At 41.2% G+C, this 16,198-nt stretch carries 15 protein-coding genes and 1 pseudogene; 12 read left to right on the forward strand and 4 right to left on the reverse strand.

The window, feature by feature from the left end:
- From ACOTX5_RS24725 to ACOTX5_RS24765, 9 genes and pseudogenes are all read left to right on the forward strand, one after another.
- A partial coding sequence (locus tag ACOTX5_RS24725) for a hypothetical protein (protein ID WP_223230349.1) occupies positions 1 to 102 on the forward strand: 102 nt, incomplete at its 5' end.
- A gap of 14 nt (positions 103 to 116) precedes the next feature.
- Positions 117 to 320: pseudogene (locus ACOTX5_RS24730) on the forward strand (conjugal transfer protein TraB); the annotation flags it as partial.
- 7 nt (positions 321 to 327) lie between these two features.
- A complete protein-coding gene (locus ACOTX5_RS24735) occupies positions 328 to 810 on the forward strand; it encodes a hypothetical protein (RefSeq protein WP_000377632.1) in 483 nt (160 codons plus the stop codon).
- 118 nt (positions 811 to 928) lie between these two features.
- Positions 929 to 1,687 (forward strand): DsbC family protein, encoded by a 759-nt coding sequence (gene htdT, locus ACOTX5_RS24740; RefSeq protein WP_234101325.1) that lies wholly within the window; start codon positions 929 to 931, stop codon positions 1,685 to 1,687.
- Between the two features lie 3 nt (positions 1,688 to 1,690).
- Positions 1,691 to 2,641 carry an IncHI-type conjugal transfer lipoprotein TrhV gene (gene trhV, locus ACOTX5_RS24745; protein ID WP_001022588.1) on the forward strand — a complete coding sequence of 317 codons (951 nt, stop codon included), beginning with the start codon at positions 1,691 to 1,693 and terminating at the stop codon, positions 2,639 to 2,641.
- A gap of 8 nt (positions 2,642 to 2,649) precedes the next feature.
- Positions 2,650 to 5,331: a TraC family protein gene (locus tag ACOTX5_RS24750; RefSeq protein ID WP_000387412.1), complete on the forward strand. Its 2,682-nt coding sequence runs from the start codon at positions 2,650 to 2,652 to the stop codon at positions 5,329 to 5,331.
- A gap of 2,548 nt (positions 5,332 to 7,879) precedes the next feature.
- Positions 7,880 to 8,041: a hypothetical protein gene (locus ACOTX5_RS24755; protein ID WP_001371949.1), complete on the forward strand. Its 162-nt coding sequence runs from the start codon at positions 7,880 to 7,882 to the stop codon at positions 8,039 to 8,041.
- Between the two features lie 1,128 nt (positions 8,042 to 9,169).
- Positions 9,170 to 10,423: a ParA family protein gene (locus ACOTX5_RS24760; protein ID WP_001050364.1), complete on the forward strand. Its 1,254-nt coding sequence runs from the start codon at positions 9,170 to 9,172 to the stop codon at positions 10,421 to 10,423.
- Positions 10,420 to 11,424, forward strand: a complete 1,005-nt coding sequence (locus ACOTX5_RS24765) for a ParB family protein (protein ID WP_001278838.1) — start codon at positions 10,420 to 10,422, stop codon at positions 11,422 to 11,424. Before ACOTX5_RS24760 ends, ACOTX5_RS24765 begins: the two co-directional genes overlap by 4 nt.
- A gap of 61 nt (positions 11,425 to 11,485) precedes the next feature.
- On the opposite strand, the gene ACOTX5_RS24770 is transcribed toward ACOTX5_RS24765, so the two are convergent.
- Genes ACOTX5_RS24770 through ACOTX5_RS24785 form a run of 4 tightly spaced genes read right to left on the reverse strand, consistent with a single transcriptional unit; the run spans position 11,486 to position 14,166 of the window.
- Positions 11,486 to 11,875, reverse strand: a complete 390-nt coding sequence (locus tag ACOTX5_RS24770) for a hypothetical protein (RefSeq protein WP_000815011.1) — start codon at positions 11,873 to 11,875, stop codon at positions 11,486 to 11,488.
- Complete coding sequence (locus ACOTX5_RS24775; RefSeq protein ID WP_000598517.1) at positions 11,872 to 12,393, reverse strand: hypothetical protein; 522 nt, start codon at positions 12,391 to 12,393, stop codon at positions 11,872 to 11,874. The genes ACOTX5_RS24770 and ACOTX5_RS24775 overlap by 4 nt, the downstream gene beginning before the upstream one ends.
- Complete coding sequence (locus ACOTX5_RS24780; protein ID WP_000700976.1) at positions 12,386 to 13,222, reverse strand: hypothetical protein; 837 nt, start codon at positions 13,220 to 13,222, stop codon at positions 12,386 to 12,388. Before ACOTX5_RS24780 ends, ACOTX5_RS24775 begins: the two co-directional genes overlap by 8 nt.
- Positions 13,219 to 14,166, reverse strand: coding sequence for a metallophosphoesterase (locus ACOTX5_RS24785; protein WP_234101321.1), 948 nt, complete (start codon positions 14,164 to 14,166; stop codon positions 13,219 to 13,221). Before ACOTX5_RS24785 ends, ACOTX5_RS24780 begins: the two co-directional genes overlap by 4 nt.
- Positions 14,167 to 14,529: 363 nt before the next feature.
- On the opposite strand from ACOTX5_RS24785, the gene parM reads away from it, so the two are divergent.
- From parM to ACOTX5_RS24800, 3 genes are all read left to right on the forward strand, one after another.
- The gene (gene parM / locus ACOTX5_RS24790) at positions 14,530 to 15,567 is read left to right on the forward strand and encodes a plasmid segregation protein ParM domain-containing protein (RefSeq protein WP_000818954.1); all 1,038 of its coding nucleotides are present in this window, start codon (positions 14,530 to 14,532) and stop codon (positions 15,565 to 15,567) included.
- An 11-nt stretch (positions 15,568 to 15,578) separates the two neighbouring features.
- Positions 15,579 to 16,091: a hypothetical protein gene (locus ACOTX5_RS24795; protein WP_001151875.1), complete on the forward strand. Its 513-nt coding sequence runs from the start codon at positions 15,579 to 15,581 to the stop codon at positions 16,089 to 16,091.
- A 21-nt stretch (positions 16,092 to 16,112) separates the two neighbouring features.
- Positions 16,113 to 16,198, forward strand: an 86-nt coding sequence (locus ACOTX5_RS24800; RefSeq protein ID WP_225517502.1) for a hypothetical protein, incomplete at its 3' end; no start/stop codon positions are given.

Here is a 16,198-nt window from a genome sequence, read left to right on the forward strand (position 1 = left end):
CGGCATTCTGGCTACACAATAACAAGGGAAGACTTACTCGTGGCTGCAACCCTACTAGCTCAAAATTTATTCACACATGGTTACGCTTTGGGGAAATTATGAGGGGATCTCTCAGGGCTCAGTATCAGTCCCCTAATTTTGGTGCACTTGGGGCATTAGCCGGGGCTGGTGCAGCTCAAGGTGGTCTTAATCGACTCGTCGATTACTACACCGCAATTGCAGAACAACAGTGGCCAATCGTAGAAATTAGCCCTGGCCGAGCTATTACATTTGTCGTTCAGACCGGAACTACAATTCCAACGAATCTGACCAGTCGCTGAGGTTTAAATGGATAGTTTAGAAAAAAAAGAATCGCCTGAATCAGCTGGACCTGAAATCACTAAAAAAATGGTGCGAGAAAGGACAACAAAAAAAATTACCTTCGAAATTGATATTGAAAAAATATTGAAGTATTTATTTTTCTTCGCCTTTGCCGTATTGGTCATTATTTATGGTTATAAAGGCTTTATGAATGTTTACGATTACTTCAATAAACAATCCCAGCCTTCGTACAAGATTGCAGTGCTTGACATGCCTGAATTACGTAAGGAATTTTTCAAGCATCACGGAGGCCGTACTGCTGACAATGATAGATCTCAATTCGAAGAATATTTCAGAACATTAATGAAGATCTACCGTGACCGTGGCTATTTAATTATTGATGCAACGCTTGCCGTTACTGTACCGGATAGTGTTGAAATCGTCACTTATATGGAACTTGAAGATAGCTCTGAAGCGGTACAATCAAGTTCTTATAATGCAAAGAAGTAGAGGGCACCCAATAGTGAAAAAGTTACTTTTCCCTTTAATGGCGGCTTTCGCCATTATGGCGAATACGGTCACTTATGCTTCAGAGCAGGTCCTAACTAATAGTGATGCTGCTGCGTTAATGGCAAAGGCAAAGGAAGGTGGCGTTTCACCCAGTCAGATCTCGGGTGTGTTATCAAAAATGAAAGGATATAAACCTAAGGATGCCATATACATTCCTTCTGGTGGGCTATACCTCTTTCAGGACGAACGTTCGCAGCTAATGGCAGTAACGACCGATGGCCGATACTCCCTTACTGGGGGAAGCCTTGTTGATGTAATTAAACGTAAACCTGTTCTGACTGTAGAAGAAATCAGGAATTCCTATTTTATTAGTCTTGATGAGGCCCCCTTCCCTCTGGAAACTGTAGCGTCCATTCCTCTGGGAAATTCAAAGCTTAAAAGACAAGCAGCCATTTTCATAACACTTGATTGTGACGGTTGCATGGAACTTGTTAAGAAATTCTATGCAGATCGGGACAAGTATCGGATAGATATTGTTTTAGTTCCCTCACCCGGTGAGCCAAAAGAAGAGCTTAGAAGGCTCTGGTGTAGTAAAGAAAAAGGAAAAATAAACAACCTCGATATTCTTCGTTGGCTAATGGGAAGCAAATCCGACATTGAAAAAAGATTGCTCTCTCAAAAAGAAGCAGAAGAATGTCCGGCGGAACCTTTGGTAGCGTCATTGATGCTCGCAGGAATTTATAAATTGCAGGGTGTACCTTCAGTTGTCAGACAGGATGGTTTGGCTGGTAATGGCATTCCAAAAGATTTCGACTACTGGTTGAACCAAAGCGTTGAACCTCTCTTAAAAAATCCATTTGAGACAAATCAAGGCTAGTTTATGAACATCAAAAGATTGGTACTCAGTGCTCTGGTTGTAGGTACATCCTCATATCTTACGGGGTGCTCCATCGGTAGTTCCGAATCCGAATGTCCAGGCATTGAAAAGGGCGTTATCTGTAAAGGTCCTCGCGAAGTTATGGAGTTAACTAATAATCGAGATGATCTGTCTGCACTGGCGGGGGAAGAGTCGGAATCGGGAAAGGAGAAATCGGCTGTCAATGACAGCCGTTATCCAACTGAAATTAGCCCTCCAGGGGAAGTCAAATATCCACAGTCTACTACCCTTAAAAATCAGCCTGTGGCTTATTCAAAAACCGAAATTAAGCCAGTTGGTCAGTTACCTGTCATGTACGATAAAACTTTAAAAATGGGTGCCCCTACTTCATCCATTGGACCACGGCCTATTTCTGGTGTACCGGTTAATTCAAACGTAAGGATGACTAGCAGTTATAGCACTGCCTCTTCAACTGGTAACCCTTTCGTTCATCCGGCTGCGGAAGTCGTTAAACAAACAAGCTATCCGGTTTCTGCTGGAAATGCCCCACGCTACGTTGCACCTAATTCTGATATCAGCCCTGGTAAGGATATGTACTCTCTTTACAATGGCCAGCCCGTTAACCCGACTCTCAACCCTGGGCAGATCCAGCAATACCGTTCGCAAGGTTATAAACAAGCTGTAGTGGCTCCTGAACCACTTGCTGTTCTGCAACAGGGGAAAGTAATGAGAATTACTTTTGCACCTTATACCGATGATAACGATGCGCTTAATCTTCCCGGCTACGTTTATGTCAACGTAAAACCGCAAACATGGATTGCTGGCAAGAATTCGACCTCAAACCCAGCTCGCATAGTTCCTTTAGAAGTACAGGATGCGGCCCGGGAAAATATGCAGCAGCAACAAAAAGCAACTAAAGCTGTCTCTTCGAACGGCATTGTTAGACAACTGTAAGGTCAAATATGGAAGCTATCAATAATTACAATAGCGGTTTAAATCGCCATCAATTAGGTGGGTTTATCCCTGTTTACGATCAATTAGCAGGGACTCACTATTTTTTGATTGATGGCAACAGATTAGGGTTTATGTTTATCTGTAATCCATCCCCTGGAGTTTTTGATAATCAGCAAGATGTTCTTGCTGAAATGTTCAAAATGGATTTCCCTACAGATACTGTCTGTCAAATATCTCTGACTGCATTGCCAGACCTGACTTTACAGCTTAGTGCTTGGTCAGCTGTGCGAGGTGGGCGTATGACTGGGAACGATAAGCTTAAAGCAGATCTGCTTAATGGTTATCAGTTGGACTACTACGACAGAAGTATGCATAAGCCTTTAAAACCTGATCATGATAACCTTATGTTGAGGGATTTTCAGGTATGGATCTCGCTATCGATTCCTTTACAGTCTGCCCTTCCTACCGAGCTGGAACATTCGCGTATCGATTCACTTTACTCTGAACTTGTAAGTAAGTTAATTACGATTGGATTGCATCCGTTTAAGGTCGATGCAGAAAACTGGCTCTATTGTATAGATAAGGTCGTAAACCCCGGAAAGAACTCCCGGTGGGCTGAAGGTTTCATAGACGTTAACACTATGAAAAGGCTTAATGAACAAGTTAACGTTCCCGGCCGTAAGTATACAGTCACAGAAAATCATTTCTCATCAGTCACACAAAGTGACGACGAATCTGAGCATCGTTACTTCAAACAACTTTCCGTTGTAAAGTTTCCTGAATACGTCAATTTCGGTTGTATGTATGAGTTAGTAGTTAACTGGATGCATGGACGTAAGACAATTTTCAGCCCATTTATGATCACTCAGACTGTTCAGTTTGCCGATCCGCTCAAGTTGTCAAAAGAAAACGTCCGCTACAAAGCAATCACTAATAAACAGGCAAGTATACCTTCAGTTGTCACATTCTGCCCTCGCCTGCGGGATATGGATAATGACTACATGGCCGTAACTCGCGAGCTTGAGGATGGCGCAAAGCTTTTAAGAGGGTATCTTACTTTCACTGTTATGGGTAGTAATGCCAATTCTGTGCAGACAGCAGCTAACGATCTCAAATCCTTTTACCTCGAAAGCCGGGTCAAAGTAGCAGATGATTCCTTTATCGTTTTCCCGTCATTTATGTCATGTCTGCCAATGTGCAATGACCCAAAGACAATTTTCGACCTTGACCGTTCCGAAGTAGTGAGCAACACCGGAGCGGCTCATATGACACCGATCTTTGGGCCCTGGAAAGGTAATACAGATAGACCAGTACTGAGTTTAGTTTCTCGTGAAGGTCAACTCATGGGACTTGATATTTTCAAGACTTCTGCAAGCTATAACATGGTTATTGGTGCAACGTCAGGTGCAGGGAAGTCATTCTGGACAGCATATCTAATCAATAACTATCTTGGAGCTGGACCGCGATCTAATAACCTCGTTCATTATCGCTCAACATTTAAGCATTTTTTAGAAAACGAATACCCAGATGATGATCCTGACGGTGCTCAAGTATTTGTTGTGGACGTGGGCCGTTCTTACCAGGGGATTGCGGAACAATATACAAACAGTCAATTTATTGATTTCGGTAAAACCCCTGACTTCACCCTAAATCCCTTTGCCTTCCTAACTGACATCACTGTTAACGACGATGTATTTAACGAAGCACCTGAATTTACCGGTGAATCAACTTCAAACGATGCAGAAAAAGACAAAGTTGCTCAGACCATAATGGTTTTGAATCAGCTAAAAATTATGGCTTCAGAGAAAGGCCTTATCGATGATTATCAACAATCAGTGATGCTTCAGCTTATTGCAGAAGAGTACCAAGAATCCAGAAAATCAGGTCGGACCGGTTCAATAACCGGCTTTGCTCTGCGTTGCAAGAAGCATGAAGACAAACGTATAAAGGATATTGGGGAGCAACTCGGAGCATGGTGCGAAGGTGGAATTTATGGGCACCGGTTTACCGATACGTTGCCTCCAATCAACTTCGACAGCAGATTTATTGTTTTGGAACTGGAGGAGCTAAAAGGCACCCCCCACCTTCAGACAGTTGTATTAATGTCTATCATTCAGGCTGCTCAGCATGCAATGTTCATCAAAAAAGATGGGCGTCGTCGCTTGTTCATCCTTGATGAAGCATGGGAGTACATTCGTCCTGATAATTCATCAGGTGCCGGAAATCAATCAAACCAATTCTTCTCTTCCTTCCTCGAAGCGGCATGGCGTAGGTTCAGGAAAACAAACTGCGCTGGCATCTGTATCACACAGTCGTTTGAAGATTATTTTACTTCTTCTGTTGGCCGGGCCCTGACTGCTAACTCGCCTTGGAAGATAATCATGAAACAAGAAAAAGAAAGCATTGAAGCAATGAAGGCTAATAAATATTTTTCTACTTCAGATGCAGAATATGAACGTATGAAAAATATTCGTACAGTCAAAAAGGTGTTTTCAGAGATGTTAGTCAGGTTCGAAAACTTCCAAGAGATCTGTCGGTTATACGTAGACCGGAAAATGGAGCTTTGTTTTACTACGGATAGTGCTGACAGGAGTAAATTATGGGAAATTCAAAGCCGCGAGAATTGTAGCTATGGCGAGGCAATAGAAATTCTCTATGCTCAAGAAGTAGCAGCGGGTTTGGCCGCGTAGAGTAAATATCTTCAAGCAAAAATAATTAAACCAGATGTCTCATAAGAATCTGGTTTTTTATTGTATGCCTTAAGTAAACAAATGAGGTTGTGACTTAATGAGTTCATCACTGTGCTGCAAATTTTGGTTTTATAATTAATGTGGTGTAAAAACAGTGACATAAATACAAATCGCAGTTAGGTTGTGTACGCATTAAGTAAACAAAATTTATAACTTCAATACTGACATTATAAGATGAAAATCACGTAAATTACATTTTTGTTTACCAAAGGTAATCAAAGTAGCGCGGCATTATTAGTGAAAACAGATCACTGGTGTCATTTTGCATACAAAACTTAATATCCTTTAATCATTCTTCTAAAAGTTTATTATTAACGGTTTGGTTTCTGAAAATTTATCCAATTTGCTCACCGAAGACTTTTAACTTATTTAACCCCCTTTATCGCCAAACTGTGATTTTCTAATGTTAGTCTACAGTTCTAGGGCCCTTGCTCCCATGATGCGAATCCTGCCACCTAATAAAGATTAACGCCTCATTCCTGTATGCCGGTCTTACGACGCCAGTGCACGGACTATTTTTGGTCATCACAAGGACAGGCGGGAGATTTAATCAGGGCGTGGTGTTGCTGAGCAGCAGCTGCGGCACTGTAAGCCGAAGGCGGAATTAACTCCTTTATCACCATCTGGGGACGTCATTATGGGTAGCCCTTTTAACTTGCTCAGGACCATTAAGCTAAAATTCCGGATAGCGATTGACGTAAGATTTAGGCTAAGCAGGTAAAGTGATCCCCGCTCCCGGGGTGACAACTTTATACAAAAGGCCGAGCGGAAGATTGTCCTTAGGGAATATTTCTTTAACACAGCACGGGCACTTACTCACGCTGCCGGATTTAACCCCCTTAATCGCCAAACTGGGGTTCTGTCCTCATGCTGGCCTTCAGTTCTGGGCGGGGTTGCTATCACTTGCTCCCTAATGCGAGATGTACCTGCTGATACAGATTAACGTCATATTCCTGCGTGCCGGTCTGCCGACACCAGTGCACGGGCTTTTTTCGGTCATCACATTACCGGGCAGGAGATTTTATCAGGACGTGGTGTGACTGAGCAGCAGCTGGGGCACTGTCATCCGCTTGCAGATTTAACCCCCTTAATCGCCAAACTGGCGTTCAGTCCTGATAGTGTCCTTCCGTCCTGGGCAGGGTTGCTAACACTGGCTCCCTTAATACGAAATGCGCCTGCTGATAAAGATTAAAGTCACATCACTGCATACCGGTTTGCCGACTCCGGTGCATGGCCTTTTCCGATAATCACAAGGACGGACGGGTGATTATATCTGTGCATAGTATGTCTGAGCAGCATCAGAAGGCACTGTCAGCCACTGGCAGATTTAACCCCCTTAATCGCCAAACTGGCGTTCAGTCCTGATAGTGTCCTTCCGTCCTGGGCAGGGTTGCTAACACTTGCTCCCTTAATACGAAATGCGCCTGCTGATAAAGATTAAAGTCACATCACTGCATACCGGTCTGCCGACTCCGGTGCATGGCCTTTTCCGATAATCACAAGGACGGACGGGTGATTATATCTGTGCATAGTATGTCTGAGCAGCATCAGAAGGCACTGTCAGCCGCTGGCAGATTTAACCCCCTTAATCGCCAAACTGGGATCAGTCCTGATAGTGTCCTTCCGTCCTGGAGAGGGTTGCTAACACTTGTTCCCATGATACGAAATGCGCCAGCTGATACAGATTAACGTCTCATTGCCCATGCCGGTCTGCCGACACCGGTGCATGGCCTTTTCCGATATTCGCAAGCACAGATGCTTGATTTTTTCAGGGTGTAATATACCTGAGCAGCATCTGAAGGCACTTTCAGTCGCTGTCAGATTTAACACCCTTAATCGCCAATCTGGGATTTTATGATGTTAACCTCCAGTTCAAGACCCTTGCTCCCATGATGCGAACCTTGCCACCTGATAAAGATTTACGCCTCATTCCTGTATGCAGGTCTTACGACTCTAGTGCACGGACAATTTTCGGTCATAACAAGACCTGGCGGAAGATTTAATCAGGCGTGGTGTGACTGAGCAGAAGCTGGGGCAATGTCAGCCGCTGGCAGAAAAAACCCTTATTCGCCATCTCAAACCGTCATTATGGGTAGTCCTTTTAACTTTCTCAGGACCATTAAGCTTAAACTCCGTTTAGAGAATGACGTAAGATTTAGGCTAAGCAGGTTAAGTGATCCCTCTCCCGGGTTGAACACTATATTCATCGTACGAGCGGAAGATTGTCCTTCGGGAAATATTTCTTAAACACCGCTCGGGATCTTATTGCCACTGGCGGATTTAACCCCCTTAATCGCCATACTGGGGTTCTGTCCTGATGCTGGCCTTCAGTTCTGGGCTTGGGTTGCTATCGCTTGCTCCCATAATGCGAAATGTGCCTCCTGATACAGATTAACGTCATATTCCTGCGTGCCGGTCTGCCGACACCAGTGCACGGGCTTTTTTCGGTCATCACATTTCCGGGCAGGAGATTCTATCAGGGCGTGGTGTGACTGAGCAGCAACTGGGGCACTGTCAGCAGCTTGCAGATTTAACACCCTTAATCGCCAAACTGGGATTCTGTTCTGATGTTGACCTTCCGTTCTGGGCGGGCTTTGGTTTACTAACACTTACTTCCATAATACGAAATGTGCTTGATGATGCAGATTAAATTCACATTACTGCATACCGGTCTGCCGACACCGGTGCATGGGCGATTTCCGACGATCTCAAGAACATATGGGAGATTATATCAGGGAGAGTAGTATGCCTGAGCAGCATCTGAAGGCACTGTCAGCCGCTGTGAGATTTAACCCCCTTAATCGCCAAACTGGGGTTCTGTCCTCATGCTGGCCTTCAGTTCCGGGCTGGGTTGCTATCACTTGCTCACATAATGCGAAATGTACCTGCTGATACAGATTAACGTCATATTCCTATATGCCGGTCTGCCGACATCAGTGCTTGGGCTATTTTCGGTCAAAACAAGACCTGGCGAGAGATTTAATCAAGCGTGGTGTGACTGAGCAGCAGCTGGGGGCACTGTCATCCGCTTGCAAATTTAACCCCCTTAATCGCCAAACTTGGGTTCAGTCCTGATGTTGGCATTCCGTTCTGGGCGGCGTTGCTATCACTTGCTCCCATTATGCGAAAAGTGCCTGCTGATACAGATTAACGTCATATTCATGCATGCCGGTCTGCCGACACCAGTGCACGGGTTTTTTTCGGTCATTACAATACCGGGCAGGGGATTAAATCAGGGCGTGGTGTGACTGAGCAGCAGCTGGGACACTGTCAGCCGCTGGCAGATTTAACCCCCTTAATCTCCACACTGGGGTTGCCTCCTTAAGTTGGGTTTCATTTCGGGGTGAGGTTGCTAACTCTGCTCCCATAATTCGTAGTGTGCCTCCTCAAGAGATTAACACCTCATATCTTTAGACTGGACTGACGACAACGGTTCACAGTTAGGAAACGTATATCAGCACACCGGTGAGATAGATTTTAGGGTCTAAGCAAGAAATAGGGTAGGCGTGAAGATTCATTAATGGAGCTCTTAACTTCAAAGCGTAGAGAAGGAGACAAGAATCGTGGTTTAAACAGGTTGTGCATTAGGTATGGACTAGAGAGTCTGAGCTCACATCTGCAAGTTAAGCTCACAAAAAATCATAAAAAAGTAAACAAACATTAGCTTAAGATTGAAACTAAGGATAGAATTGTACGCATAACAAGGAAATGGACGCATTATACGTAAAGTTTACATATATGCGTAAAAGTCGGTTTTCAGTGCAAAAAGGTCATAACCATGAATTTACTTGAAAAGATCGCCCTCGTTGGTCAGCGCATGAAAAGCGAGCAGATTTCTCTAAAGGAATCTCTGATGGCTTCATCAAGAGTATCTGTTTCTGATGATAGTGTTGATGGTGTTGATAGACTGATCTATAACCACTGTTTGAATAAAAAAAATCTCTCTGATTTTTTTGGGAAGTCACGAGTAACGTTCAATAAAATACTTTCGGACTTAGAAGAAAAAGAACTTGTTGGTGCACCTATTTATCAAAACAAAAATCATCTTTACACCCGCTGGGATGTTCAAAAAATAATGGATGCCCTGGGTTATCCCAAGTACCGCGATCATTACTTTAGCAGAGCTATTGTTACTCAGAATCATAAAGGCGGTACAGGGAAAAGCACTACATCTGTAGCTTTAGCAGTAGCAGCTGCTTTAGATCTACAACTCAATGCACGTGTATTAATGATCGAATGGGACCCACAAGGTTCGATTGGAAGCAGCATGATTCAAAGTGTCTCAGAAGATGATGTCTTCCTTACAGCAATTGATGCAATCCTTGGAATTTATGAAGAAAATTCTGAGTATAAAAAATATTTAGATTCAGGATTCTCTGAAGAAGAAATCATCACTAATATGCCTTTTTCAACGCATCTGCCAAACTTGGACGTAATAACGGCTTTTCCGACAGATGCTCGTTTTAAAGATAAATACTGGCAATGTTCTAGAGAAGAACGTACGTCTTTGTTACTACGTTTCAAGGAAGTTATCTTACCGGTACTGAAGCAGAACTATGATTTGATTATTATAGACACTCCACCTGAAGATTCACCTTTGATCTGGGCTGCTGACGAAGCGGCCGATGGGATTCTTGTCGCAGTGTCACCACGTGAATATGATTACGCCTCTACTACAGACTTCATGCTTACAATAAGTGAAAGGTTTAAACAATCACCAAGTAAGGGCGACAATTTAAAATGGTTCAAAGTTCTTGCTGTCAATGTAGATGACAAAAGTCCATATGAAAGAATAGTTTTGGATAAATTAATCAGAACTGTTCAGGACCTTTTGATGTCCGCTAACATAAAAAATTCTGAAGCATTTAAGGCAGCTGCTTCCAAAGGGCGTACAGTGCTTGATATCAAAAAATCAGAGGAACTTTGTTCCGCAAAGCAGCTTGATGTCGCAGAAGAATCTGTATTACAGGTATATCAGCAATTTATAAATGAAATAAAAAGTTTTTCAGCTAAGCAAGGAGTTAACGCATGAGCGATGAGCAACATATCGGGAATGATAAATCTCGATATTTAAACGCACCAAAGCGGACAGAAGTCGGTCACCGTTCAGGTCTTGCGGGTTTGAAAACAGCACCTCGCATAAAAAAGTTATTCACTCTTCATAAGGGCCGGAGACTTGAAGCGGAACATGTGATTGTTCCAGCCCAGAGAGTGGAGAAGGAGACCTTAGTCCATCCAGCGAACCCACGAAATCAAGAAGCCCTTACAGATTATTCTGTTAGAGATATTCTTAAGCAGATTGAAGAAAGAGGGGTCGATACCGAAGGGATCGCTGTAAAAAGAGATGGGGTTTATTTATTAATAGAAGGAAGTCGCAGACGTTTCTGCTGTATAAAGGCAGAAAAGGATCTCCCCCTGTGGGTTCTTCCGGATGAACTAACCGAAGATGATATAAATTCAATTATATCCGCAGCACAAACATCTCGAAAATTTTCATATAGAGAAGTTGGGTTTCAATTTATCAAAAAAATGGAAGAAAAAGGATTTTCTACTAATGAAGAACTCGCAGCATATCTTGGGATTAGTCATGTATCGGTAGCCAAAAGAATCCAGGCGGCCCGTATTGACGAAACATTGATCTCTTTATTCCCGGATTATGAAGGAATCCCGAACTCCTATTATAGTCGCTTGTCTCGTTTACAGAAATATGTGCAAAAAAATCTATTTCCTTTAGATGAAGTAATAGATAATGTTAAAGAGGAAACAAAAGATTTAGACATTGGAGATCTCCAGGTTGCTCAAAAAGTTGTAATGGAAAAAATCACACAATCTGTGGAAAGTGTTTGTGAAAAAACTTATTCCACAAAATGGGAAACAAGTGATCTTATTACTTTTGATAACAAAGATAAGTATGCAAGAATCAGTAAAAACAATACTGGTAGAAAAATTCGCTTTGAATTCAATAGGATAAATGCGGGTTTTATTAAGGAACTAGAGGAGTTCATAAAAGAAAAATTAAAAGTATCAGAATAAATATTGAACTGCATCTTTATGATGCAGTTCATATGATTTATATTTTTAATTTCTTGTTATATTAATATGGGGTGTGCGCAGGTTCAGACATATAAGGTCTTAGTTCTATATGAACAGAAGCGCCATTCCCATCATTTACTACGTTTAAAGGTGCTTTTCCCGGCAATGACATAGTTGCAACGTCAGGTCCAGAAACAGCAAAATTATTTTCTGCTGAAGGCATTACTGTAAAAATCTTTATAGCAACATTTTCATGTCTAAATAATGAAATCCCAAAAGTAGAACCAGCTTCGGTATTGCTCACGTCCACAACCACAGGGGTTTTTCCTAGATATTCATTAGTTAGTATGTTTTTTACTAATGCCCCTTCCGGGACAGTATAGATACGGTATGGATATGCTAAAGCCGTGTGACAAAAACATATTAAAATAACAATTAATGTTTGTTTCATAGATTATCCTCATTCAAAAATAAAAGATATAACTCTTGAAAATCGTGGTTAGTAATTAGGTCCGCTTTTCCGGGAAAATCGTAACTAACAGAAAATAAAAGCGAAAGCGAATCTTTTCCTTTTGCTTTGGGAGAGATTCTGCTAAAAGCACGGTTAATAAACATAAGTTGATCTTCATTGTTGAAGCAAAGTCCAAGCATTCCAACCGTAGGAACTACGAATGTGCTTACGCTGCCTGGGGGCAAAAGTTGCTTACTACGGGCATTGTAAGCACAACGACTACCACCTAGCGTTAGGCCTGAAAGCTCAATAAAACTTCTGGTTCCATTCTTGGCGACAAGCCAAACATCAGTTCCTGAACTTTCGACACGTAAAGTAACTTTTCCGTCAGTAAAGGCCTCACTTTTATTGTATAGAATAGGGTCAAAACCAACTGTCGGGAGTTCTTCGATTTTACTTTCTACTGACTGACAACCAGTCAGTAATGCAAACAATAAAAGTGTGATAACTTTAATCATCCCGCTTCCTTAGATTGTTTTTGGCGCTCGTTATAAAAGATAATGATTCACCGGGGTAGAGAATTGTTTCTTTCGTCCAATAACCATAACCACCGAGGATATTTTTTCTTTTCTCAATATAAACGGGTTCAGAAAATACTAAATGTTGATATTTAGGAAGAGATAAGATTTCATATTTTCCTTGTCCAACTAAGAGGTAATTCTTCTCTTTAGGATTGATGGTTACTGGATTACCAACACTTTGAGGTATGTTAAGTTTTTTTATATTTAGGTCAGAATAGTCAGGAACGGACACTTGATCATTAGACGTATTTCCGGGAAGAGTAAACCCTTTACCCTGATCCGGTCCAAAGATGGCAATTATATCTTTGTTGTTTCTTGTGATCGAAACGATAGCCTGAAGGGGCGTATTAGCAAGGTCATTTATAAACGATATAGTTAGACTTGATTTTGGCTCGACCCAAACAATGCTTTTTCCGGATGTGCCTTCGCTTAATGCAATTTTTTCATTTAGTAAGATTTTATTTTTGGCAATGATATTATACTCAAGTTTTGGTATCACAATAAAAAGTGATTCTTTATTTGAAACATTCATGATTTCTAAGAAATTGGTTTTGGTCATGCTGGTCTTTAGAACAGGCCTATATTTACCATTTATAAACCACCTTCCGTTTATAAGCTCCGCTTTAGCAGATATAAGTGAATCACTTTTCTGTGCGGCAGAAGAAAAAGCATCTTTTCTATGCTCTTTCTCTTGATGTGGTGCAGCTGCTGCGTGAAGATGCAAAAGTAATGTTGAAATTGAGATAATCTTCCAATTTATCTTCATCTTGTTACCTCAATGTTGTTTTCAATCGAATCGAGTTCTAAAGGATAGGTTTTAAGTGAATAAAACTTGTTTGTTGTTTGTATTAGCTGATGACACAATAAAACTGGATTGTTCTTCATGATTATTTCTACTAATGTAAGTGCTGGTGAGTCAGTTTGCGGTATACCCGGAGCAACTATTACCTGGTCTTCTAATTTTGACATATAGAGTGATCCAGTATTTATATGCAAACAATTACCGATCAGTACTGGAAGATTGTTTTGAGTACGACCATGGGCTTTTCGAATGCTGTTTACAGGATTCCTACCTAGGACCATAAGGTTGACGTCATTTATCATCATTGGTATTACGGCATGGTCCATACCGAATAGAAACTGGCTCTGAAAAATATTCACATTGGCATAGTTGAATGCTTGAAGCGCATTATAAGTATCAGTGAATGATGTGCGGATAGGGGCGTAATCAGAATGGCAAACCCCAATTTTTATATCGCCTTTTAGTAAAATCTGCATCATCGTACCAAGCTGGGTATTAAGAAGTTTTTTTACCTCTTCCTCTAAATAGTAACGATTCACAGCTTTATGCCACTTTCCGCCCATTACACACCATCTCTCATTGAGGTATGTGCTGGGGTAAAATGTTCTCCGGTCTTTGTTTAATGGTAACAATTTTTTTAACATTTCTTCTCCGGCTCCGGCAGCTGAGAAATGCCTCACAAAACGTCCATCGAAAAAGCCACTGTTTATCGCCTTCATCAATTCTATGGGTTCCGGCCCATAGTCAAACAAATTTCCAGTAGAGAAAATTACTATCTCTTCTTCTGGCTTTGTAACTGATTGGATCAAGTTGCACAGCGCAGAGTAATGTCCATGAGGATCTGCCAGAAAGAAAATCCTTCCGGAGAAGTTTGTAAGGTCTATAGTTTGGACGTGCTCAGCTGCCATAAATTCCTCTACGTATGTTTACATCGATGATACGGTATTTCGAACTATGATTTTTTTACAAAAAGGCGTCATTTTGGATTCTAAGCCTAAGGACCTTTGTTACTTACAGGTAAAGGCCCCAGTCCTGGCTCTCAAACAGTTCATACTTAGGATGCAAAGTAACTTTCTGATTATAATTGGCTCCTTTATAAACATGGTTAATACATGAATACAGGAAATTTAACGGTAAGGTATTTAAAATGGAAGGATGCTGAAATAACATAGACTTACGTATTTTTTTAATAGTGTTAATGTTGATAATAGGTCACCATTAATGTATAAAGTTAATATCTAATATGGTCCTATTAATAAAAGAGAGTTTTTATGGCTGAACTATTAAAATCTGAAAGTCCTGTTTCACCATCAGTGCAGGATATCACTGAAGCTTTAAAAATCGTTGTCGATGATGGAAGTAAAGCTGCAAAACTGGTTTGTCTTAATGAAAGAAACGAATTAGTTCCCTTGCTTACACAAAATAGTTTTGTTCCAGATTTCCGTGTTCGCCATGAGGGTCTCAATCCTTTTAACTATCTTATTGATGGGCTGGAAAGGTTTTCGCATCACAGCGAATCTAGTAACTCACTGGAATCGACTGATGTATCTCACCAATACGATGAAATTAGCCGGTTAAATGTTCACCATGCACTTCATGCTTCTGGTTTAGTTCCTCAGGATGTTCACCTCTTTGTTACTTTACCACTTAGCCAGTTCTATACTGCTTTAGGGGAAACGAATATTGAAAATATTCAGAGAAAAAAAGATAATCTGATGAAACCAGTAGAGCGTTATCTTGACGGTAAACGCTATTCTTTTAACGTTTTGTCTGTGACTGTTTTCCCTGAATCTTTACCAGCTGTGACCCGGGCAGATGAAATTGAGGATATTGCTTCATTTGAATCAAGTTTGGTAATTGATCTTGGTGGTACTACTCTTGATGTTGCAAGTATTACTGGGCAATTAGAACAGATTTCGAAAGTAAAAGGTTTTGACCGTATTGGTTGTTCTATTGTTTACGATGAGATCAGCAGGTATCTTGAATCTGAGAAACTGAATACGAGTAATGCTTACATTCATCATCTTGTTGATAATCGTCATGATAAATCAGCTTTGAAGGTTGCAGAGGACAAGCGTGACGGTGTTTTTGATGCGGTAAACTCTGCGGTACAGAAGTTGCAAAGTAAAGTAATCAGAGCGGTTACACAAGTCGAAGAGAGGCCTCATAATGTTTTCCTTGTTGGGGGAGGTTCATATCTCATCGAAACAGCTATTCGTAAACATTTTGAAACGGCTAAAGTTATCATGGTAGACAATCCGCAGTTCGCATTATCTTTGGCAATTGCTGATACTATTTATTCAGAATAATGAGCTAGAACATGGCTAAATACCCTATCTCAAATAAGGCAGATAACGACCGGATTCAGATCCGGTCTTTCTGGATATCCGAAAGAAAAGCACCCTATGTTTATAGTTTCTTGAAAAAAACAGAACTTTGTCATAGGGGTGACCAACTGGATTTAATTAGGTCGGCTATTAGTACCGGGTTGGTATTAAATAATTTATTTCCTGACTTGGCAAATTTTATAAATGGTTTAAACGAAAGATTAACACTTGCAGATCTTAATAGGTTTCTGAATGATGGAAATACTATAGATACTGAACCTAAGCCTCCTATTAATGTATTGCTAGAGAATGTCTTAGATCAAAAGTTTAAGGAGTATTTAACACCTCTACAATTAGATAATTCAAAGCAGGATTCTGTTTCTGTAAAAGAAACCTTCCTTGTACAAAAGGAACATGCCTGCTTTGGTGTGAAGATTGAAAATGAGGGAAGCGATACCTCTATACCATCTGAAAGCCCACTTTCTTCAGGTGCATGGCTTTGTTGAATAAATCGAACTTTTGCTGAGTTGAAGGATCAGATCACGCATCTTCCCGACAACGCAGACCGTTCCGTGGCAAAGCAAAAGTTCAAAATCACCAACTGGCCCACCTA

It is taken from the genome of Enterobacter cloacae complex sp. IR5441 (assembly GCF_049238215.1).
In the GTDB taxonomy this organism is placed as follows: domain Bacteria; phylum Pseudomonadota; class Gammaproteobacteria; order Enterobacterales; family Enterobacteriaceae; genus Enterobacter; species Enterobacter hormaechei_C.